Source organism: Curtobacterium sp. 18060 (genome assembly GCF_902706105.1).
GTDB lineage: Bacteria > Actinomycetota > Actinomycetes > Actinomycetales > Microbacteriaceae > Curtobacterium.
Map to the genome: position 1 here is coordinate 72,121 of NZ_CACSJV010000007.1, position 19,925 is coordinate 92,045.

General features: G+C 70.3%; 23 protein-coding genes. 16 read left to right on the forward strand and 7 right to left on the reverse strand.

Going from position 1 to position 19,925, the window contains the following annotated elements; all coding sequences use genetic code 11:
• Window positions 1–34 precede the first annotated feature (34 nt).
• From GVL05_RS05825 to GVL05_RS05835, 3 genes are all read left to right on the forward strand, one after another.
• A complete protein-coding gene (locus tag GVL05_RS05825; protein ID WP_159572090.1) occupies window positions 35–1,081 on the forward strand; it encodes a GrpB family protein in 1,047 nt (348 codons plus the stop codon).
• 164 nt (window positions 1,082–1,245) lie between these two features.
• The gene (locus GVL05_RS05830) at window positions 1,246–1,608 is read left to right on the forward strand and encodes a hypothetical protein (protein ID WP_111086696.1); all 363 of its coding nucleotides are present in this window, start codon (window positions 1,246–1,248) and stop codon (window positions 1,606–1,608) included.
• A 47-nt stretch (window positions 1,609–1,655) separates the two neighbouring features.
• Window positions 1,656–2,480 carry a helix-turn-helix domain-containing protein gene (locus GVL05_RS05835; RefSeq protein ID WP_159572093.1) on the forward strand — a complete coding sequence of 275 codons (825 nt, stop codon included), beginning with the start codon at window positions 1,656–1,658 and terminating at the stop codon, window positions 2,478–2,480.
• A 92-nt stretch (window positions 2,481–2,572) separates the two neighbouring features.
• On the opposite strand, the gene GVL05_RS05840 is transcribed toward GVL05_RS05835, so the two are convergent.
• Window positions 2,573–3,253 carry a hypothetical protein gene (locus tag GVL05_RS05840; RefSeq protein ID WP_131922103.1) on the reverse strand — a complete coding sequence of 227 codons (681 nt, stop codon included), beginning with the start codon at window positions 3,251–3,253 and terminating at the stop codon, window positions 2,573–2,575.
• A gap of 214 nt (window positions 3,254–3,467) precedes the next feature.
• Here GVL05_RS05840 and GVL05_RS05845 point away from each other — a divergent pair, with 214 nt between their 5' ends.
• The 3 genes from GVL05_RS05845 to GVL05_RS05855 are packed head-to-tail and all read left to right on the forward strand — an operon-like array spanning window position 3,468 to window position 5,301.
• On the forward strand, window positions 3,468–3,986 hold the full coding sequence (locus GVL05_RS05845; RefSeq protein WP_159572096.1) for a GNAT family N-acetyltransferase: 519 nt from the start codon (window positions 3,468–3,470) through the stop codon (window positions 3,984–3,986).
• Window positions 3,983–4,624 carry an HAD-IA family hydrolase gene (locus tag GVL05_RS05850; RefSeq protein WP_159572098.1) on the forward strand — a complete coding sequence of 214 codons (642 nt, stop codon included), beginning with the start codon at window positions 3,983–3,985 and terminating at the stop codon, window positions 4,622–4,624. The genes GVL05_RS05845 and GVL05_RS05850 overlap by 4 nt, the downstream gene beginning before the upstream one ends.
• A complete protein-coding gene (locus GVL05_RS05855) occupies window positions 4,621–5,301 on the forward strand; it encodes an HAD family phosphatase (RefSeq protein WP_159572101.1) in 681 nt (226 codons plus the stop codon). Before GVL05_RS05850 ends, GVL05_RS05855 begins: the two co-directional genes overlap by 4 nt.
• Here the strand turns inward: GVL05_RS05855 and GVL05_RS05860 are convergent.
• Window positions 5,287–5,853, reverse strand: coding sequence for a TetR/AcrR family transcriptional regulator (locus GVL05_RS05860; protein ID WP_159572104.1), 567 nt, complete (start codon window positions 5,851–5,853; stop codon window positions 5,287–5,289). The genes GVL05_RS05855 and GVL05_RS05860 overlap by 15 nt on opposite strands.
• 49 nt (window positions 5,854–5,902) lie before the next feature.
• On the opposite strand from GVL05_RS05860, the gene GVL05_RS05865 reads away from it, so the two are divergent.
• Both GVL05_RS05865 and GVL05_RS05870 read left to right on the forward strand, forming a co-directional pair.
• Window positions 5,903–6,940: an amidohydrolase family protein gene (locus tag GVL05_RS05865; RefSeq protein ID WP_235035871.1), complete on the forward strand. Its 1,038-nt coding sequence runs from the start codon at window positions 5,903–5,905 to the stop codon at window positions 6,938–6,940.
• 7 nt (window positions 6,941–6,947) lie between these two features.
• Window positions 6,948–8,690 carry an AMP-binding protein gene (locus GVL05_RS05870; RefSeq protein WP_235035872.1) on the forward strand — a complete coding sequence of 581 codons (1,743 nt, stop codon included), beginning with the start codon at window positions 6,948–6,950 and terminating at the stop codon, window positions 8,688–8,690.
• A 37-nt stretch (window positions 8,691–8,727) separates the two neighbouring features.
• Here GVL05_RS05870 and GVL05_RS05875 read toward each other — a convergent pair whose 3' ends face one another.
• Together GVL05_RS05875 and GVL05_RS05880 are read right to left on the reverse strand one after the other, a co-directional pair.
• Window positions 8,728–9,114, reverse strand: a complete 387-nt coding sequence (locus GVL05_RS05875) for a hypothetical protein (protein ID WP_123936757.1) — start codon at window positions 9,112–9,114, stop codon at window positions 8,728–8,730.
• 14 nt (window positions 9,115–9,128) lie between these two features.
• A complete protein-coding gene (locus GVL05_RS05880; RefSeq protein WP_123936758.1) occupies window positions 9,129–9,389 on the reverse strand; it encodes a hypothetical protein in 261 nt (86 codons plus the stop codon).
• A gap of 396 nt (window positions 9,390–9,785) precedes the next feature.
• On the opposite strand from GVL05_RS05880, the gene GVL05_RS05885 reads away from it, so the two are divergent.
• Window positions 9,786–10,667: a hypothetical protein gene (locus tag GVL05_RS05885; protein ID WP_159572113.1), complete on the forward strand. Its 882-nt coding sequence runs from the start codon at window positions 9,786–9,788 to the stop codon at window positions 10,665–10,667.
• A gap of 33 nt (window positions 10,668–10,700) precedes the next feature.
• Here the strand turns inward: GVL05_RS05885 and GVL05_RS05890 are convergent, their stop codons facing one another.
• The gene (locus tag GVL05_RS05890) at window positions 10,701–11,909 is read right to left on the reverse strand and encodes an MFS transporter (protein ID WP_159572117.1); all 1,209 of its coding nucleotides are present in this window, start codon (window positions 11,907–11,909) and stop codon (window positions 10,701–10,703) included.
• Between the two features lie 102 nt (window positions 11,910–12,011).
• On the opposite strand from GVL05_RS05890, the gene GVL05_RS05895 reads away from it, so the two are divergent.
• The 3 genes from GVL05_RS05895 (at window position 12,012) to GVL05_RS05905 (ending at window position 14,287) form a co-directional block, all read left to right on the forward strand.
• Window positions 12,012–12,863, forward strand: a complete 852-nt coding sequence (locus GVL05_RS05895; protein WP_159572120.1) for an SDR family NAD(P)-dependent oxidoreductase — start codon at window positions 12,012–12,014, stop codon at window positions 12,861–12,863.
• 80 nt (window positions 12,864–12,943) lie between these two features.
• On the forward strand, window positions 12,944–13,720 hold the full coding sequence (locus GVL05_RS05900; protein WP_235035873.1) for a hypothetical protein: 777 nt from the start codon (window positions 12,944–12,946) through the stop codon (window positions 13,718–13,720).
• Window positions 13,721–13,744: 24 nt separating this feature from the next.
• Window positions 13,745–14,287: a cysteine hydrolase family protein gene (locus GVL05_RS05905; RefSeq protein WP_159572123.1), complete on the forward strand. Its 543-nt coding sequence runs from the start codon at window positions 13,745–13,747 to the stop codon at window positions 14,285–14,287.
• Window positions 14,288–14,381: 94 nt separating this feature from the next.
• Here GVL05_RS05905 and arr read toward each other — a convergent pair whose 3' ends face one another.
• A complete protein-coding gene (gene arr, locus GVL05_RS05910) occupies window positions 14,382–14,792 on the reverse strand; it encodes an NAD(+)--rifampin ADP-ribosyltransferase (protein ID WP_159572126.1) in 411 nt (136 codons plus the stop codon).
• A 91-nt stretch (window positions 14,793–14,883) separates the two neighbouring features.
• Between arr and GVL05_RS05915 the strand changes: the two genes are divergently transcribed.
• The 3 genes from GVL05_RS05915 to GVL05_RS05925 all read left to right on the forward strand — a co-directional run bounded on the left by GVL05_RS05915 (window position 14,884) and on the right by GVL05_RS05925 (window position 17,284).
• On the forward strand, window positions 14,884–15,816 hold the full coding sequence (locus tag GVL05_RS05915; protein ID WP_123338426.1) for an ABC transporter ATP-binding protein: 933 nt from the start codon (window positions 14,884–14,886) through the stop codon (window positions 15,814–15,816).
• Entirely contained in the window at window positions 15,813–16,679 is an 867-nt protein-coding gene (locus GVL05_RS05920; protein ID WP_159572129.1) for an ABC transporter permease, read from the forward strand. Before GVL05_RS05915 ends, GVL05_RS05920 begins: the two co-directional genes overlap by 4 nt.
• 125 nt (window positions 16,680–16,804) lie before the next feature.
• The gene (locus tag GVL05_RS05925) at window positions 16,805–17,284 is read left to right on the forward strand and encodes a hypothetical protein (RefSeq protein WP_132100824.1); all 480 of its coding nucleotides are present in this window, start codon (window positions 16,805–16,807) and stop codon (window positions 17,282–17,284) included.
• Here GVL05_RS05925 and GVL05_RS05930 read toward each other — a convergent pair whose 3' ends face one another.
• Entirely contained in the window at window positions 17,285–17,884 is a 600-nt protein-coding gene (locus tag GVL05_RS05930) for a dihydrofolate reductase family protein (protein ID WP_159572132.1), read from the reverse strand.
• Window positions 17,885–17,990: 106 nt separating this feature from the next.
• On the opposite strand from GVL05_RS05930, the gene GVL05_RS05935 reads away from it, so the two are divergent.
• A complete protein-coding gene (locus GVL05_RS05935; RefSeq protein WP_159572135.1) occupies window positions 17,991–19,889 on the forward strand; it encodes a family 43 glycosylhydrolase in 1,899 nt (632 codons plus the stop codon).
• Window positions 19,890–19,925 lie beyond the last annotated feature (36 nt).

A 19,925-nucleotide genomic window follows, 5' to 3' on the forward strand; every position in this document is an offset into this window, starting at 1 on the left:
CCCGGGTCGCGACGGTCGTCGTACGCTGGCGGTCGTGGACGAGTGGTGGGACGTGGTCGATGCGGGCGGTGGAGCGACGGGCACGACGTTCCGGCGAGGCGACAGCGGTTGGCCCGTCGGGTCCTTCCACCTCGTGGTCACGGTCTGCGTCCACCGCGCCGACGGGACCGTCCTCGTCACGCAGCGAGCTCCGACGAAGGAGTTCGCGTACGGGTGGGAGTTCCCCGGTGGCAGCGCGCTCGCCGGCGAGTCGGGGACAGCGGCGGCCTGCCGTGAACTGCGCGAGGAGACCGCCCTCGAGGTCGCGCCCGACGCGCTGCAGTGGGTCGGTCGCTTCACCGAGGACTCTGCGCTGGTGGATCTCTTCATCGTCCGGGAACCTGCCGGCTCGACCGTGCGGCCAGCTCCGGCCGAGGTGATGGCCTGGAAGTGGCTCCCCGCGTCCGAGGTGGTCGAACTCCGTCAGAGCGGCGTGATGGCGGATCCGTGGGGACCGCGGTTGGACGCGCTGTGGCCAGCGGCGATGGCCACGATCCGGTCCGGGGGCGCGCCTGCCGCGGTGCAGCTGGAAGCACACCGCGACTCCTGGGAGACGGACTACCAGCGTGAGGCGTCACGGCTCGTCGCCGCGCTCGGAGACCGCGTGCTCGCGGTCGAACACATCGGCAGCACGGCCATCCCGGGCCTCGAAGCGAAGCCGGTCATCGACATCGCGGTCCGGGTCGCAGTCGACACGGATCCGTTGGCGCTCGGCCCGTTGCTCGCGGCGACGGGCTACACGCAGCACCGTTCCGGTCCGAAGAACCACGGGGTGTACACCCGAGAGCGAGACGGGGCGAGGACCCACATCCTCCACGCCTTCGCCTCGGACCAGTGGGACGAGTGCAACCAACGGCTCTTCCGGGACAAACTGCTGCGCGACCCCACCGCCGTTGCGCGGTACCGGGAGGTCAAGACCCGAGCAGCGCGATCGTCGGATGGTCGTGCGTACACGGCCGCGAAGAGCCGGGTGGTGCAGCAGCTCCTCGATGAGGAACGTGCCGCCCGAGGTCTCGCGTCCGTGACGGCGTGGGACAAGTAGGCGGCGGAGCCTGTGGCAAGTCGTGAGGAGTACGACGTGCTCTGGGAACGTGCCCGTCAGCATCGAAGTGCTCCACACCGTCGAGTGAGTACCAGGACAGGCTGCTGCGCCGAAGCCGTAGGGTGGCGCTCGTGACGGCCACAGGGAGACGGAAGCGATCGGTCGTGGTGACGGTCGTGGTGACGCTCGCGGTCGTCGCGTTGCTCGCCGGTGTTCGCCTCGTGTCCCTGTTCGCGTTCGCAACCGAGGGGGATGTGCCACCCGCTTCCTCGGTCTCGCTACCCGCGGGCAGCGAGCTGATCGCGGAGGAGAAGGAGTGCGCTTCAGGTGGGTGCTGGGCCGTGCTCTCGGTCCGACCGCCCGAGGGAGTGAGTCCGCAGGATCTCGCAACGAGCTTGGGGATGACTCCGCAAGCTCGTCAGCGCGGGACACTGTGGGACCCGCGGACCGTCAACCTGAGCGCAGAAGTGGACGGAGAACTGCTGATCATCAGGGCCGACTACTGGTCTCGTGAAGCGACCCCCTGACGGAGGTCCTGTGTGGGGAGGTTGCTCGCTGACGTAGGCTCAGCAACGTGCTCGACGTGGAGACGATGGAAGCGGCGTACTGGAGCCACCGCGGCCCGGCCCCGCTCATGGCGTCCTCCCACCGGCACGACGACCTCGAGATGAACCTGGTGCTCGACGGGCACCTGGACTACCGGTTCGGCGGGGCGCCGGTCAGTGTGCACGCGGGCGAGATCGCACTGTTCTGGGGCTGGACCCCGCACCAGCTCGTGGGCGACGGCACCGGTACCGGCGAGTTCCGCTGGGTGCACATCCCCCTGGCCGAGGTGCTGGCGTGGGGACTACCCGACCACGACCTCGGAGCGATGCTCCTGAACCGCCCGGTCGTCGTGCCGACCGCAGCTGCCGGCCGTGACGTCGAGTCGATGCTCGGATCGTGGCAGCGGGACTTCGCGGACGACGGTGCGGAGATCATCGCCAACCTCGAGGCGCAGGCGCTCGTGCGTCGCCTGCTCCGGCACCACCGCGACGCCGTGGACCTGCGGCCCGGCGGCGGGCACGGCACCGCGGATGCCATGCACCGGGTGATCGACATGGTGCGGTTCGTGGTCGACCGGTTCCGCGAACCGATCGAGGTCGCTGACGTCGCAGCGGCCGCACACCTGCACCCGCACTACGCGATGTCGGTGTTCCGACAGGACGTCGGCACCACGATCGTCGAGTACCTGTCACGGTGCCGGGTGGCCGAGGCGCAGCGGTTGCTCGCGACGACGTCGATGACGACCTCGGAGATCGCGCACGCCGCGGGCTTCGGGTCGCAGTCGAGCTTCTACGCGCACTTCACCCGTGCCTGCGGGACTGCGCCGGGAGCGTACCGGGCACGGGCTCGCTGACCCGGTGTCTCCACGCACGAGCAACGCCCCGTCGCGAGCGACGGGGCGTTGGCCGTTCCGGTCTGCCATGCACAGCCGGAGTACGTGGGGTGTTACTTGATCTGTGCGGTGATGGTGGCGGTGCCGACGAGGAGGCCGCGCTTGACGGCGTCGGTGCCGAAGGTCTTGTTCAGCAGGCCGGCGGCGTCTTCGGAGACGTGGACGGTGGTGCCGGTCAGGATGGCGTTGTCGCCCTCGAGCTGGAGGGGCTTGAGGGAACCGCCCCAGAGCTCGAACAGGAACGCGTTGGACGCGGCGACCTTGCCGTTGACCAGGACGTCACCGTAGAGCTTCGAGGAGCCCGGGTTCACGACGAAGTTCTCGAGCGTGACGGTGGTGTCGCCGGCCTTCAGCGTCAGGCCGGAGTCGTCGTGGTTGAGCAGGCCCTGCACGTAGGGCTTGTAGTTGCCGTCCGGCGACCAGTACGTGACCGAACCGGCGGTGATCGGGAACGACACCGACCCGTCAGCCAGGGTCGCATCTCCCGAGACGCCGGGGGTGAGCTTGAGGGCGGTGAGGGCGTCGGTGAAGCCGGAGTCGAGCTTCACGGCGGTGGAACCGCCGAGGACCTCGGGGACCGAGGCGACCGGTGCGGGGATCTTCGACGACGACGACGAGACCGTGTGGATCGCCGGGGTCGAGGCCTGGGCGGAGGAGATGCCGAACGCGGCACCGCCGAGCACGAGGGCGCCGGTCGTGGCGAGGGTGATGGAGGTCTTCAGGCTCTTGCGCATGGTGATCGTTTCCTTTGCTGAGGTGTCGCGCTCGGCGCGGCTGCTGTGTGCGCGCCGAACACACCCTGGTGCAGGGTGGAGAACCAGCAATGTGCGGCTGGTGAGCGCTCCGGGTGGTTCCCGGTCTGTGCAGGTGATTCGGTGCCCTGCCCGAAGTCGATTGGAACCAGTTCGGACGAGTTTCGCCGACCGCCCGCTGTCCTAGGCTCGGTCCATGCAGGGGATCACCATCCGACCGACGACCGAAGCCGATTGGGAGGCCGTCCGAGCGCTCCGCCTGGAGATGCTCCGGGACACCCCGATGGCCTACGCGGAGCACCTGGCGGACGCCGAGCAGCTCGACGAGACCGAGTGGCGTGCGCGGGGCCGCCGAGGTCAGGACACCGGGGGCACCTCGCTCGTGGCGATCGACACCGACGGCCGCTGGGTCGGTGCGATGGGGGTGTTCATACCCGACGCCGCGACCGGACCGTTGCTGGTCGGGGTGTACGTCGCGCCGTCACACCGCGGCCGTGCGGCCGGCGTGACCGATGCACTGCTCGACGCGATCGAGGCGTGGGCAGCCGGCCACGGTTCCACGCTCCGTCTCCACGTGCACGAGCGCAACCTCCGGGCTCAGGCCTTCTACGCGCGACGCGGGTACGAGCCGACCGGGGCGAGCGAGCCGTACGTCCTCGCGCCCGACGAGCGGGAGCTCGAGATGATCCGTCGACTCGACGGGGCCTCGGCATGACCGGCGGTGGGGTGCGGTGGCTGCTGCTCGACGTCGGTGGAGTGCTCGAGATGGTCGACGACGCGGCATGGCCCGGGCAGTTCCGCACGCGGTGGGCGGCTGCGTTCGGACTGACGGACGAGGAGTTCTCGACGCGGTTGTCGGACGCCGACCTGCCCGATGCCGCGCGGAGGACCGGGGTCGACGACGAGTACTGGGGGAAGATCGGCGCCGCACTCGGCGCCTCGGCCGAGGTGCTCGCGTCGATGCGAGCCGACTTCTGGGACGCGTACTGCGGCTCCTTGAACGAGCCGCTCTTCGACTTCGTCGCCGGTCTGCGCGGGACGGTCGGGCTCGCAATCCTGTCCAATTCTGGTGACGGCGCCCGTCAGGAAGAGGAGCGACGGTTCGGGTTCGCGGCCGTGTTCGACCCGATCTGCTACAGCCACGAGATCGGCGTCACGAAGCCGGAACCCGAGGCGTTCCGGATCGCACTCGACCGGCTCGACGCCGCACCCGCGGATGTCCTGTTCATCGACGACGTACCGGAGAACATCGAGGCTGCGCGGGCGATGGGGATCCGGGCGCACCTGCACGTCGAGACTGCGGACACGATCGCAGCGATCCGCGCCGCGATGCCGGAGGATCGGGGGCAGTGACGGAGCCGGTGCGCGGCATCGTCTTCTTCGACGTCGACGGGACGCTCATGTCGACCGGTTCGAGCAGCAGTCATCTCGCGGAGCGATTCGGGCACCGGGACGCGCTGGACGAGGCTGAGCGTCGGTACGCCGACGGCTCGCTCACGAATCGACAGGTGAGCGAGATCGATGCCGCGGGCTGGCGCGGCGCATCGACGACGACCGTGGACCGCTGGCTCGACGACCTACCGGTGCTCCCCGGTGTGGAGCTCGTGGTGGCGTGGTGCCGCACGCACCAGGTCGTCCCCGTGTTGGCGTCGCTCGCGTGGCAGCCGGTCACTCGGTCGCTCGCGCGGCGGTTCGGGTTCGTCGCGCACGGCGGACCGCGGGTCGGGGTCACGGGTGGCACCTACGACGGGGCGGTGGCGGAGCACTTCGACGAGTTCGACAAGCGAGACCGTGCGCTCCGGTACGCGCTGGCCCGTGGCGTGCCGATCGAGCGGTGCTGTGCGATCGGGGACAGTCGGTCGGACATCCCACTCTTCGAGGTGGTCCCCGCGGCGCTGGCTCTCAATGCGACCGGAGCGGCCAGGGCGGCAGCATCGACCGCGATCGACACGGCGGACCTGTCGGACGTCGTGCCGTGGCTCGAGGGGTGGCTGAACAGTCTGGGCGGACCCGGCTCAGCGAGTGGGTGACCCGGCCTCCGTGGTGAGCGACTCGACCCACCCCTGCGCCGCGCGGAGCAGGTCGTCACGTGACGCGCCTTCGAACGCGCTGAGGCGCAGGAAGTGCTGCGTGATCGTGATGCCGAGGATGCCGCTCACGGTCATCAACGCCCGCAGCCGGGCGTCGTCGCCGTCGAGTGAGCGCGCCAGGTTCTCGACCCGCTCGTCGAGGTAGCCACGCATGGTGTCCGCCGCCTCGGGCACCGTCAGCATCGACCGGACGAGCGCGGCCGTCTCGGCGGGGAGCGCGTCGAACCGGATCCCCAGGACGTCGAGCAGGTGGTCGGCCGCCGCACGCTCGCTCCCACCGTCCGACGTGGCCGGCAGCTGCACGGCGGTCGCGAACAGCGCTGCCTTCGACCCGAAGTGCTGCATGACGAGCGACGGATCGATCCCCGCTGATGCGGCGATGCTCCGGATCGTCGTGCCCTCGTACCCGTTCGCACCGAACTGCTGCCGAGCGGCTGCGCGGATGCGCTCGGCGGTCTGTGCGCGTTTCGCGTCGCGTGAGGTCTCGGCCATGCGTCTGACTCTACGGCGTTGAGCGAGGAGTACGGTTCACTCAACGCCGATGAGCGAACGCACCGGTGCGAGACCTGACGGAGGAACCCCGATGACCCTGATCGCGATCGAAGAGCACTGGAGCCACCCCGCCCTGACGGACGCCGTCAACGCCCTGCCCGAGGACCGCCGCGACCCGAGCACGGCGCTGGACGAACTCGGCGACAACGGCGCGCTGCTCCGTGACCTCGGTGACGCCCGGCTCGCAGCGATGGACGAGCAGGGGATCGACGTCCAGGTGCTGTCCCTCGCGCCGCCCGGAGCGCAGCCGCTCGATGCCGCGGACGCGATCCCGCTGAGTCAGCAGGCGAACGACATCGCGATCGCCGCGGTCGCGGACCACCCGGACCGGTTCCGCGCGTTCGCGACCCTGCCGATGGCCGACCCGGACGCTGCCGTCGCCGAACTGGAGCGCACTGCCGGCCTTGGTTGCGTGGGGGCGATGGTCTACGGGCGGACGGGCGAGGTGCCGCTCGACGACCGCCGGTACGACGGCCTCTTCGCCGTCGCGGCGTCGCTCGGGCAGCCGGTCTTCATCCACCCGCAGATCCCGTCGAAGCGCCTGCGCGAGGCGGCGTACGAGGGGTTCGACCCGATGGTCGAGCTCGGATTGGCGACCTTCGGGTGGGGGTGGCACCTCGAGGCGGCACGTGCGGCACTGCGCCTGATCGTCGGCGGCACCTTCGACCGGCACCCGGACCTGCAGGTCGTGCTCGGCCACTGGGGCGAGCTGCTGCTGTTCTGGCTCGACCGTGCGGACAGCCTGTCGCGGGTCGCCGGACTCGAGCGGACGGTGTCCGACACCGTCCGCTCGAACCTCCACATCACCAGCTCGGGGATGCTCAGCCCCACGCTGCTCCGGCACGCGCTGGACGTCACGACGCCCGATCGGCTGCTGTTCTCCACCGACCACCCGTTCCAGCGACCCTCCGCCGCCGAGATCGACACGTTCCTGCAGGAGTTCCCCTCGGACGCGGCCCGCGAGGCGTTCACGTCGGGGAACGCACGTCGGCTGTTCGGGATCGGCGACCAGACGGATGCGGCATGATCGGTCCGTGCCCAACCCGAACGTGACCGCCGCGTACCGCGCTGCCCGTGACCAGTTGCTCTCCGCAGAGTCCGCCGATGCCGCCCGCGCCGCCTTCCGGTGGCCGGACCTCGGCGACACCTTCAACTGGGCGGACGACTGGTTCGACGTCATCGCTGCTGGCAACGACCGCATCGCGCTCTGGATCGTCGACGCGGATGGCTCGGAACAGCGGCTCAGCTACGCGGAGATGGCCGCCCGGTCCGACCGTTTGGCCGTTCGCCTGCACGAGCACGGCGTCCGGAAGGGCGACCACGTGCTCGTCATGCTCGGCAACCAGCTCGAGCTGTGGGAGACGATGCTCGCGGTGATCAAGCTCGGGGCGGTGATCCTGCCGACGTCGACGATGCTCGACACCGCCGACCTGCAGGACCGCGTCGACCGCGGAGGCGTGGCGCACGTCGTCACGAACCGCAGCGAGACCGCGAAGTACGACGACGTCCGCGGGGACTTCTCGCGTGTGGTCATCGGCGGCACGGCGGACGGCTGGACGGACTACCCGTCGGACCTCGGAGAACCAGTGCCCGCGGGGGAGTCGCGACCGATCGTGGTCACCAAGACCTCCGATCCCTGCCTCGTCTACTTCACGTCGGGCACGACCTCGAAGCCGAAGATGGTCGTGCACACCCAGACGTCGTACCCGGTCGGGCACCTCAGCACGATGCACTGGCTCGGCCTGCGGCCCGGGGACGTGCACCTGGCGATCAGCTCGCCCGGCTGGGGGAAGCACGCATGGAGCTGCTTCTTCGCGCCGTGGATCGCCGAGGCGACCGTCTTCGTCCACGACACCCCGCGGTTCGATCCGGCCGCGCTCCTCGCCCAGCTGGAGTCCGCCGAGGTGAGCACGTTCTGCGCACCGCCCACCGCCTGGCGGATGATGCTCCAGTCCGATCTCGGTGCGCGCCCTCGGGCACTGCGCGAGGTCGTGTCGGCCGGAGAACCGCTGAACCCCGAGGTCATCGACCGGGTCGAACGCGCGTGGGGTCTGACCATCCGCGACGGCTACGGGCAGACCGAGACCACCGCGATCATCGGCAACGCCCCCGGCACCACCGTCACCCCGGGGGCGATGGGCCGTGCGTTGCCCGGTGTCACCGTGACGCTGCTGGACCCCGTCACCGGGCAGCCCGGCGACGAGGGCGAGGTCTGCCTCGACCTCGACGAGCGACCGGTCAACCTGATGGCCGAGTACCTCGGCGACCCCGACCGCACCGCGGCATCGATGCGCGACGGCTTCTTCCACACCGGCGACATCGCGGTCCGGGACGCCGAGGGGGAACTGACCTTCATCGGCCGGACCGACGACGTGTTCAAGTCGTCCGACTACAAGGTGTCACCGTTCGAGGTCGAGAGTGCCCTGCTGCAGCACCCCGCCGTGGCCGAGAGCGCCGTCGTACCCGCGCCGGACGACGCCCGGCTCAACGTCGTCAAGGCGTACGTGACGCTCGCCGCCGGGTTCGACGCGACGGCGGAAACCGCCGAACAGGTGCTCGCGTACGCGCGGACCGCACTCCCGGCGTACGCACGCGTGCGTCGGGTCGAGTTCGCGGAGCTGCCGAAGACCATCTCGGGCAAGATCCGGCGCGTGGAGCTGCGGGAGCGCGAGGAGCGTGCGGCCGCAAGTGGCACGCCGATCGACGGTGAGTGGCGCGACGAGCAGTTTCCCGAGCTGCGCGTTGGCCGTCCAGCCAGGCCGTCGATGGAGGCCTGACTGCCGGGTTGGCCCTGACGGCCGGAGTCGCACGGGATCAGCCTTGACGCTGACACTCCGGAAGGAGTGCGTCAAAGGCTCCCGCCTCGGCTTCGCGCTTGATCCGTCCGTGGTAATCGCCGGCAGGGATGGCGCCAGTGGTGATGCTCGAGGTGCGTCCGATGGCCTCAGCGTCCGCGCACACGGCGACGATCACGCCGCCTTCGCCATCCGGTTCGGCCCCTCCGATCAAGTCGCCTTCCCGGTGGAGGATCTGCTCTGTGAGGTCGTACCATGCGTACGACCGACCCGAGGGGACCTGCTCGGTGGCCAGCGCGACGCTCTTGCCGATGAGATCGGTGGTCGCGACGTCAGGAGCGGAAGTGCACCCTGACAACCCGAGCAGTGTGGTCACGATCGCAACGGAAACGAGAGTGATGCGCATGCGTCCTCCTTTAGCTAGAAGCTCCTGATGTCGCAGGAGACGCGTGCGCTGCCAGGATTGAACGCGTACAGCCACTTCGACGTGCCCGACACGTAGTCCTTGCCAGCGCCGGTGATGTGCTTCTGGATCTTGTACTTGTAGCGAACGCCGACCGGGTACGCGACGAGTTGCTTGCCCTTGGGGACCTTCCGCTTGCTGCAGGTCACCGAGACGCTCTGGGTGGTCGAGGCGCTGATCTTCAACTGGCCAGCAGCCCAGCCGCGAGAGGCGCCCAAGTCGAGTCCGATCGTGCGGTTGGCCGTCCTTCCGCGAGTGAGTGAGCAGTCCATCGCGGCGGTTCGTGATCCACACGATGCGAGTTTCTGGGAGCCTACGTGGCTTCCAGTCGACGTCTTGCTGATGATCTTGTGGTAGCTGCCCCACGCTGCTCGAGCGTCCTGTGCGCCCGGTTTCTCCGCCGCGGTCGCCGGACCAGTGGCGCCCAGCCCTGACACTGTGAGCGCGACGCCGATCACTACCCCGAGGGCAGACTTCGTTTTCAGCCGAACAGACATTGATCTCCTGAAGTTTCAACTATCAAATACTGCGTACGAGTTTGGCGTGCTTCACCCTTGTCCCGCAACTCGAGTCGTCAGTCGACCCACGATCGCGTGGGTGTCTAGGCTCTGCACGTGGAACTGATCACCGACGTCTCCCGCGGCACCTGGCTACTCGCCCGGGCGGGTGTATTCGCCACCGTGGGCGGGACAGTCGGAACCGGCTTCGACGCCTACGCGCGCATCCTCCACCCGGTGTCGGCGGACCGAGGGGACCGTTCGATCGTGGACGAATGGGACGACCACTCCGTCCTCGAGTCCGCCCGGTGGCGGTGGTCCGACGTCGCGTCGCGAACGGGCGGCATCGCGCACCCACTCGTCCAGTGGCGGAGCCTGACCGGCCGGACCGACGAGTCCGACCTGGTGTTCGAGGACGGATGGCGCGTCCACCCGCCCGAGGAAGGCTGGTTCGAGCCGAGCCTGCTCGCTGCGCTCACCGAGCACCTGGCCGAGGCCACGTCGACGCCGGACGACCTGGTCGCAGCGGTCTGGGACGGGTGGGGCGAACTGAGCGGCGGTTCGACGCTCGCCGTCGGTTGGCAGGGTCCGGACGAGCCGACTGCGGAGGAGATCGAGTCGATGCAGCGGTACGTCGTCGAGCAGCAAGCAGTGCACGACGGAGATCAGGCGGCGATCCGCGCCGCCCTCGCCGTCGAGCTCTTCCCGTGGCCGCACCGCGAGTGCTTCCTCCTCTCGGTGACCCTGCCGCAGCTCGCCGACCCGACGTGGCTCGACCGCGCTCGGATCGGGACGGTCGTCGACCTCGCCCACACCCCGCAGATGCTCTGGCCGGAAGACCACTCCTGGGTGCTCGCGTCGGAGATCGACTGGGACTCGACGATCGTCGCCGGGTCACTTGCCCTGGTCGACGCGGTCTTGGCCGACGACCGGTTCGAGGCGTTCGCGGTCGACGAGGACAGCGACCTGACGTGGGGCGGGGACCTCGTCAACGGTTGAACCGTGGCGGCCGTCTCGTCCGTCGGCCGTCCGCTAGAGCCGAGCGGGGAACGCCGAGCGCCGACCGACCAGCGTGAGCACCGCCGCGATCGCCCCGAACACGATCATCACCACGGCCAGGACCAGTCCGTCGAACACGGTCAACAGCGCGGCTCCGAAGATCCCGGCGACGAAGATCGCGATGTTGAACGCGACGGGCAGGAACGCGCTGGCGACGTCGGCGTTCTCCCCACCTGCCGTGGTGAGCGCCGCCTGCAGCTGCGTCGAGGCGCCTCCGAAGCTGACACCCCACAGGACGGCGGCGACGAGGACGGCGACCGGCGACGAGTGGCCGACGAGCAGGACGACCCCGGTGACGACGAACAGTCCGACGCTCAGGTGCAGCAGGGGCCGGGGATGCCGGTCGAGGAGCGCGCCCGTGATCACGACGCCGAGGATCGCCGCGATGCCGTAGACGAGGAGGACGAGACCGGCGCTGAGGTCGGTGCCGGTCACCCGCAGGTACGGGGAGATGTAGGTGTAGATCGTGTTGTGCGCGACCATCCACGTGGCGATGACGGCGAGGATGATCGCGATGCCGCGGATGCGGAACACCTTGACCACGGAGACCTTCGCAGTGCCGGTCTGGCCGGGTGCGTCCGGCACGAACACGGCGATCAACCCGAGGATGACGACCCCGACGAGGCTGAGGCCGATGAGCGACCAGCGCCAGTCCAGGGCGGTGCCGGTGAACGACCCGAGCGGCGTGCCGAGCGCGAAGCCGACGGGCGCGCCCGTGGAGACGATAGCGAGGGAGACGCCCGCGAACCGCGCGGGACTGATGCGCCGCGCGTAGGTGGCGAACATGCCCCAGATGATCCCGGACGCCGCGCCGGCGACGAACCGCGTGACGAGCGCGACCGTCACGTTCGGGGCGAACGCGGTGAGGGTGTTCGCGATGATCAGCACGGCGATGGCCGTCATGAGCAACGGCTTGCGGCGCAGGCTCCGCGTGAGTGCGATCGCCGGCACCGTGGCGATGACCGTGCCGATCGCGTAGGCGCTGACGAACAGTCCGACCGTGCCCTCGGACGTCCCCATGCCGTCCGCGATGACCGGCAGGAGGCCCGCGGGCATGGTCTCCATGGCGACGAGCACGAACCCGATCGCCGCGAGCAGTGCGAGCGGGAACCACGGCAGCCGGTCGTCGGCAACCGGAGTGGTCGACGGAGTCGACGGGGTCGTGGTCACGAGGGGGTCCATGTCCCTGACGGTAGGGCGGCTCGAGCGTCGGGAGGGAGGTTCTGCTCGACCCCGTTTCGGCAGAGCCTCACTCGTTGCGCGGAAGTGGTCTTCGCTGGGGGCATGACCGAACCCCAGACCTTCTTCATCACCGGGACCAGCCGCGGCATGGGCACCGAGTTCGCGCGCGCCGCCCTGGATGCCGGACACCACGTCGTCGCGACCGGGCGGGACCCGGAACGCGTCGCCGCAGCGGTCGGCCAGCACGACGAGATGCTCGCCGTCGCGCTGGACGTCACGGACGAGCGCACCGTCCGGAGCGCGGTCGACGCAGCGATCGAACGGTTCGGCCGCATCGACGTCCTGGTGAACAACGCCGGGAGCTTCCAGGGCGGGTTCTTCGAAGAGGTCTCCGCGGAGCAGTTCCGCGGGCAGATGGAGACGAACTTCTTCGGAGCGATGAACGTCACCCGCGCGGTGCTCCCCGTCATGCGGGCACAGGGCTCCGGCCGGGTCATCAGCATCAGCTCGACCGCCGGCATCGTCGCGGGTGCCGGTGGGAGCGCGTACGCCGCGTCGAAGTTCGCGCTCGAGGGGTGGATGGAAGCGTTGCACGACGAGGTCCTGCCGTTCGGCATCCACACCACGGTCGTCGAGCCCGGCTTCTTCCGGACCGACCTGCTCGCGGAGGGCAGCTCCACCTTCTGGGGCGACGTCCACCTCGACGACTACCGGTCCTCGTCGGACCAGACCAAGGAGTTCTTCCGCGGCATGGAGGGCAAGCAGAGCGGCGATCCGGCGAAGCTCGCCCGCACGCTCCTGGCCCTGACCGAGATGTCCGAACCGCCGCTGCGCCTCGTCGCCGGTGCGGACAGCGTCGAAGGGGTCGTGCGGAAGGCGCAGCAGCTCATCGAGCAGGCGCGGGCGTTCCCGGAACTGACCACGTCGCTCGACCTGGACGACCAGTCGAACTGAGGAGGGCGACCGGGTAGCACCCGGGACACAGCGCACGGATTCGGCTCCAGCGTGCAGCACGCGGCAGCGAGACTGGGTCGGTGCGCTCTCGTCTCGTCATCGGACTCCTCGTCGTCCTCGCCTGCACCGTGCCGCTCACGGCGTGCTCGGCCGCGGAGGGCCTGGCTCGGAACGCACTGGGGTCGTCTGGCGGATGGAGCGGCACCGAGACGGCGGTTTGCCCGAGCTCGGAGGCGCCGGCGCCGGACGCAGCGAATGCGACACCGGACCCGACCCCGGCGCCGACGCTCGACCCCGCCGTCGCGAGCCAGGTGCGCACCGCCCTCCGACAGGTCCGTGCGCTCCCGGCCGTCGCCGAGGCGACGCAGACGACCACGAACACCCCCAGTTCCGCCCCGGACCCGACCTGCTCGACCCGGTGGGTCACGTCGAACCACTTCGCGTCGCGGTTCACGGTCACGATGGACCCCGACGCGACCCCGGCTCAGGCCGGAGCCGTCCCGACGACGATGGCCACCGAACTGGCGTGGACCGGCGTCTCCCTGACGCTGACCGTGCCGGCGGACGAGGGGCACATCGCCAGCACCGTCCACTACGACGGCACGTTCGACCAGCAGATCCCGCTCTCGACGTCCACTGCGGTGGCGCAGGGACTGGCGACCCTCGCCACGACCCCGCACGTGACCGGGCTCGAGGCCTCGATCCCGTACACGATGCGCGTCGACTACGGCTCGCTCGTCATCGGCGTGGACTCGGAGGACCAGGGCGTCCTCGACCGCGTCCGCGCCGTGGTCGACACGACGGCCTTTGCGGACGCGACCCTGCACGGTTCGTTCGGCAACGGCGCGAAACCATGACCCGCCGCCCGCCATACTGAACCGATGACCCGCGCGCTGCTCCTCGTCGACATCCAGCTGGACTACTTCCCGGGCGGGGCCTTCCCCCTCGTCGAACCCGAGGCCGCTGCCGCCGCGGCCCGCACCGTGCTCGACTCCTTCCGCGCCGCCGGCGACCTCGTGGTGCACGTCTTCCACGTGTCCACCGACCCCGACGCCACGTTCTTCGTGCCGGGCACGCCGGGCCTCGACTTCCACCCGTCGGTCGCGCCCGTCGACGGCGAGCCGGTCCTCGAGAAGCACGAGCCGAACAGCTTCATCGGCACCGGCCTGCAGGAACTGCTGACCGACGCCGGAGTCGACGAGGTCACGATCGTCGGGATGATGAGCAGCATGTGCATCGACTCGACGACCCGGGCCGCGCACGAACTCGGCTTCACCGCGACGGTCGTCGCCGACGCGTGCGCCGCGCCGGACCTGACCTCCGGGGGCGTCACCGTCCCGGGCGCGAGCGTCCACGCCGCCTTCATGGCGGCGCTCGACGGCAGCTTCGCGACCGTCACGACGAGCGACGCGCTGAGCCGCTGACGTCCGCAGGGCGCGTTCGGGGCACTGAGACCAGGGCGAAGCGGACGGGAGGCCCGTGGCGGCCCCGCCCCGCGCCTCCCGTCCGCCAGCCGGCTCAGTTGATGATCTCGCCGCGCTCGTCCGCGCGCAGTGCGGCCACGCGCTCGTGCCAGAGGCGCAGCGCGTCGGGCGTGAGTCGGGGCCAGTCGGTGACCTCGCGGACGATCCGCACCGGTTCAGTGCTGCGGTAGGACCGGGTCGGGTTGCCGGGGAACTTCTTGTCGGTGACGTTGGGGTCGTCCTCGTACGGACCGGTCGGCGCGACCTCGTAGACCCGCGGTTCGGCGTCACCGGCGGCGAGCTCGGCCGCGAGCCCGGCGCCGTCGGAGACCGCCGTGAAGTAGACGTGGTTCATGACCACCTCGGGGCGGTAGTTCGACCGGAAGCCCGCGGTGAGCACGTCGCCCGGCTCGAGGTCGGCCTTGGTGCCGTGGAAGAACGGTCCGTCGTCCTGTGCCTGCTTCACGGCGACAGGCTACGCCGAGCACCCCGCGCACCTGACATATCCCCCTTCCGACGGACGCGCCGCCGGACACCGCTGCAATAGCGTGGCCGCCGTGATCGAAGTCAGCCACCTCACCAAACAGTACGGTCCGAAGACCGCCGTGGACGACGTCTCGTTCGTCGTCCGACCCGGCAGTGTGACCGGCTTCCTGGGGCCGAACGGCGCCGGGAAGTCCACCACGATGCGCATGATCATGGGCCTCGACCGGCCCACCGCGGGGAGCGCGACGGTGAACGGCCAGCCGTACACGACGTTCCGCGACCCGCTCCGGCAGGTCGGTGCGTTGCTCGAGGCGAAGGCGGTCCACTCGGGCCGCAGCGCCTACAACCACCTCCTCTCGCTCGCGGCGACCCACGGCATCCCGAAGGCCCGCGTGCACGAGGTCATCGACATGACCGGCCTCGAGTCGGTCGCGAAGAAGCGCGTCGGTGGGTTCTCGCTCGGCATGGGGCAGCGCCTGGGAATCGCTGCCGCACTGCTCGGCGACCCGAAGACCCTGATCCTCGACGAGCCCGTCAACGGTCTCGACCCCGACGGCGTGCTGTGGGTCAGGCAGCTCGCCCGACGCATGGCCGCCGACGGTCGCACCGTGTTCCTGTCCAGCCACCTGATGAGCGAGATGGCGCAGACCGCCGACCGCGTGGTCGTGCTCGGCCGCGGCAAGGTCCTCGCCGACGCCCCGATCGCCGAGTTCGTCGCCGGCGGGGGAGTCGCTCCCGGCGCCGCGGGCGGTGGCAGCCGGGTCATCGTCCGGACGCCGTCGCCCGAGCAGCTGTTCCAAGCCATCGGCCCGAACGCGACCGTCACCCCGCGCGAGGACGGCACCTTCCTGGTCGTCGGTCCCGACGCACCGACGGTCGGCAACATCGCCGCCCAGGCCGGCGTCGCACTGCACGAACTCACCCCGACCGGCGCGAGCCTTGAGGAGGCCTACATGGCCCTCACCCGCGACGACGTCGAGTACCGATCGGAGGGCACCCGATGAGCGCCACCACCCCGCCCGTCACCCGGACACACTCGGCTTCCGTGCCGGACTCGCTCCGCCTGTCGTTCCCGCACCTGGTCCGCAGCGAGTGGATCAAGCTCCGCAGCATCCGGTCGACGATCTGGTGCTTCGCGATCCTGGCCGTGTTGACGATCGGCATGGCCGGGCTGCTCGGCGCCTTCGTCGACCTGCCCGCGAACTCCCCGCAGGACGTCGCGAACGGCAGCTTCGTGAGCATCAACACCACGGGCGTCTCGCTCAGTGCGCTCGTCGTCGGTGTGCTCGGCGTGCTCATCATCACCGGCGAGTACGGCACCGGTCAGGTCCGCTCGACCTTCACCGCTGACCCCCGTCGCACGGGCGTGATCCTCGCGAAGGCGACCGTCCTCGCGCTGACGACCTTCGTCGTGAGCGTGGTGTCGACCTGGATCGGCGTGGTGCTGTCGGCGCTGCTCCTGGCCTCCGACGGCACGAGCCCGCAGATCGGCGACCCGTCGGTGTTCATGCCGATCCTCGGCTCGTCGGTGTACGTGACGCTCCTCGCGCTGCTCGCCTACGGCATCGGGCTGTTCGTCCGGTCCAGCGCCGGTGGCATCGCGATCACGCTCGGCATCCTGCTCGTGTTGCCGGTGATCCTGTCGCTCGTGTCCGGGCTGCTGAACGCCGAGTGGATCGGCGACGTGTTCAAGTTCCTGCCCGACCAGGCCGGCAGCCAGCTGTTCGCGTACCCGTACACCGGTGCGGACGCGGGACCGACGAGCGGCGTGGTCCTGAACGGCTGGGGCGGCTTCGGTGTCCTGGCGGCCGAGGTGCTCGTCGTGGGTGCACTCGCGCTGACGGTCGCACGTCGACGCGACGTCTGACCCGACCGACTGCGCACGCGTTCTGCGACGTCCCACCTGTCGATCGACAGGTGGGACGTCGCACGTTGCACACGCATCGACTGCCCGTGCGACGAATGGCCCCGCGGCGTCGCTAGGCTCACGGCGTGCGACACCTCCCCGCCCTGGTCCTGCCGGCGCTCGCCGTCGTGGCCCTGCTCGCCGGCTGCACCTCGGCGCCGCCCGTCGACGAGCAAGCGCTCGCCAAGTGGAAGACGCAGCAGGAGGCGAGGACCGAGACCGAGGACGCGGTCCTCGGCGTGCTGAGCGCCGACACGACCCCCGGCGACGAGGACCCCGCCCATCTCGAGCCCGGCGTCCGCGTGCAGTTCCCGGACTCCCGGACGATCGACCACCTCGAGTTCTCCTGCTACGGCAACGGGCACATGCGTGGCATCGTGCGGACGGTGCTGCCGGGCGGATCGCAGAGCATCGAACTCGATCCGATGGACTGCCGCGACAGCCCGCACCAGATCGAACTGTCATCGAGCAAGGACGTCGACAGCGTCGCGTTCAACGACTTCGACAGCGACCGGCCGAGCGCCTGGCGACTCGTCATCTTCGGTCCAGGGCCCTCGGGGGAGTGACTACCGCAGCACCTGGTAGCGGTGCAGCGTGACCCCGTTGTGGTACTCCCGCTGCTCGAGCAGGTCCAGCAGCACCGGCGGTCGCACGCCCGTCGCCGGCGGGTCGAACAGCGGCCGACCGGCGCCGAGCACCGCGGGGTGCGTGTAGAGCAACAGCTCGTCGAGCAGCCCCGCGTCGAGCAACTGCGTCGCGAGGTTCGGGCCGCCGACCCCGATGTCACCCTCGGACTCCTCGCGCAGGACGGCGAGCTGCGCGATCGCGTCGTCGCCCCCGATGATCCGGGTGTTGTGGTCGGCGCTGGTCCGGGTGCGCGAGACCAGGACCTTCGGCTGGTCGGTCCAGACCTCGCCGTACTCGCGCATGAACGCCCGCATCGACTCGTCGGTGCGGGCGTCCGGCCAGAACGGGTCCATCATGTCACGGACGACCCGCCCCTCGACGGACAGGGTCATCGCCGCGGCGCGGGCGTTGAACTCGCGGTGCAGCGGCTCGTCGATCCGCATCCACTCGGGTCCCTCGACGTCGCCGAGTTCGCCCTCGTCGCGCTCGACGAAGCCGTCGATCGACACGTTCATCCAGTACACGAACCTCGCGGGCATCGCTGACTCCTTCGTCGCGCGGAACCGGGCGGAACCGGCCCGGTCCGCTGCCCGCGAGCGTACGCTCGCGCACGCAGCCCTTCCTCGACGATGAGAGCAGGACCCCGTGCGCCGAACAGTCGCAACCATCCTCGCCGTCGCGACGCTCACGGCGGTCGCGGCCACGGGCCTCCCGGTCGGCCCCGCCGCAGCGTCCACGCCCGTCGCGGACCGGACCACCGGACACAGCGGTTCGGGACACGGCGCGGCTGCGCCGACCCACCGGAACCCGGTCGCGCTCAGCCTGCCCGACGGCGAGACGGCGGCGAGCTGCGCCGACCCGACCGCGATCCGCGGCGTCGGGCGCGACCGCAACTGGTACCTGTACTGCACGACCGACGCGTTGACGGCGACGGAGCAGAACGCCGACGGGTCGCTCGTGCAGCACGGTGTGCCGACCTACCGGTCGACCGACCTGACGCACTGGACGTACGTGAACGACGCGTTCCCGACGCGACCGGCGTGGGTGGGGTCCGCCAACGGGATCTGGGCGCCGGACGTCGTGTACCGCGCGGGCGACCGCGGTCGCGCGGGCACCTGGTACCTGTACTACGCCGCGTCCGACACGCCCTCGGCATCGGCACCGACCGGCGGGGGATCCGCGGTCGGCGTCGCGACGAGCTCGAGTCCGACCGGTCCGTGGACGGACTCCGGCGGCCCGGCCGTGGCACCGCAGACCGCCGCGAACGGCGCCGGGGCGCGCTGGGCGTTCGACCCCGAGGTCATCACCGACAAGGGCACCACGTACCTGTACTTCGGCAGCTACTTCGGCGGCGTCAACGTCCGCACGCTCAGCGCCGACGGTCTCCGCTCCGACCCCGCGAGCGAACGGCAGATCGCGATCGACAACCGGTACGAGGGCGCGTACTTGATGCGCCACGACGGCTGGTGGTACTTCACGGGCTCCGCCACGAACTGCTGCAACGGCGCCCTGACCGGGTACGGCGTCTTCGTCGCCCGGTCGCGCAGCCCCCTCGGACCCTTCACCGACCAGGACGGGGTGGCGATCACGAGCACCCGGGTCGGCGGGACACCCCTCCTCGCGCAGAACGGCAACCGCTGGGTCGGCACCGGGCACAACACGGTGGTCACCGACCTCGCCGGCCAGGACTGGATCATCTACCACGCGGTCGACCGTGGCGACCCGTACTACGCCGGGCAGCCGACGTACACGAAGCGGCCGGCGCTCATCGACCCGCTCGACTGGCGGAACGGCTGGCCCGTCGTGCGGGGCGGAGCGGGGCCGTCCGACACGGTGCAGCCGGGGCCGGTCGCACAGCCGGGGCAACGTGCGACCTACCGGGCGACCACCGCTCCGGTCGACGTTCCCGGACGGACCATCCGCGCGTTGTCGACCTCGTTCGACGGGACCACGCTCCCCACGTCGCTCCGCTGGACCCGCGAACCCGACCGCTCGACCTGGACCGTCGGCGGCGGCGCGTTCCGCTGGCAGACACAGGACGCCGACATCCACCCGCCGGCGACGCCACTCGCCTCGGTCCTGTCCGAACCGGCGCCGCGAGGCGACTACGTGCTGCAGACCACCGTCGCGGTGGACACCCCCGCCACCGGCGACGGCGTGAACTACGTGCAGGGCGGACTGATCGTGTGGGGCGACGACGGGAACTACGTCCGGCTGACGTCGAACTCGATCTTCAACACCCGGCAGACGGAGTTCGGCAAGCAGGTGTCCGGGCAACCGGCTGGGGCGCCGAGCTACGGCAACACGGTCGTCGGACCGGTCGGGGACACCACCACGCTCCGGATCGTGCACCGGGTCGTCGGCGGGGAGCACCGGTACACGGCGTCGACGAGCGTCGACGGGCGGCACTTCGTCCGGGGCGGGACCTGGACGGCGGACCTCGGGAGCGCCCCGAGGATCGGGCTCATCTCGCTCGGCGGTGCCGGGTTCACGAGCACGTTCGAGGACCTGCGGGTGAGCACGGTGGCGACGCACCGGCAGTGACGGACGCGTGGTCGCGTGCGCAACGCGGGTGCGGCT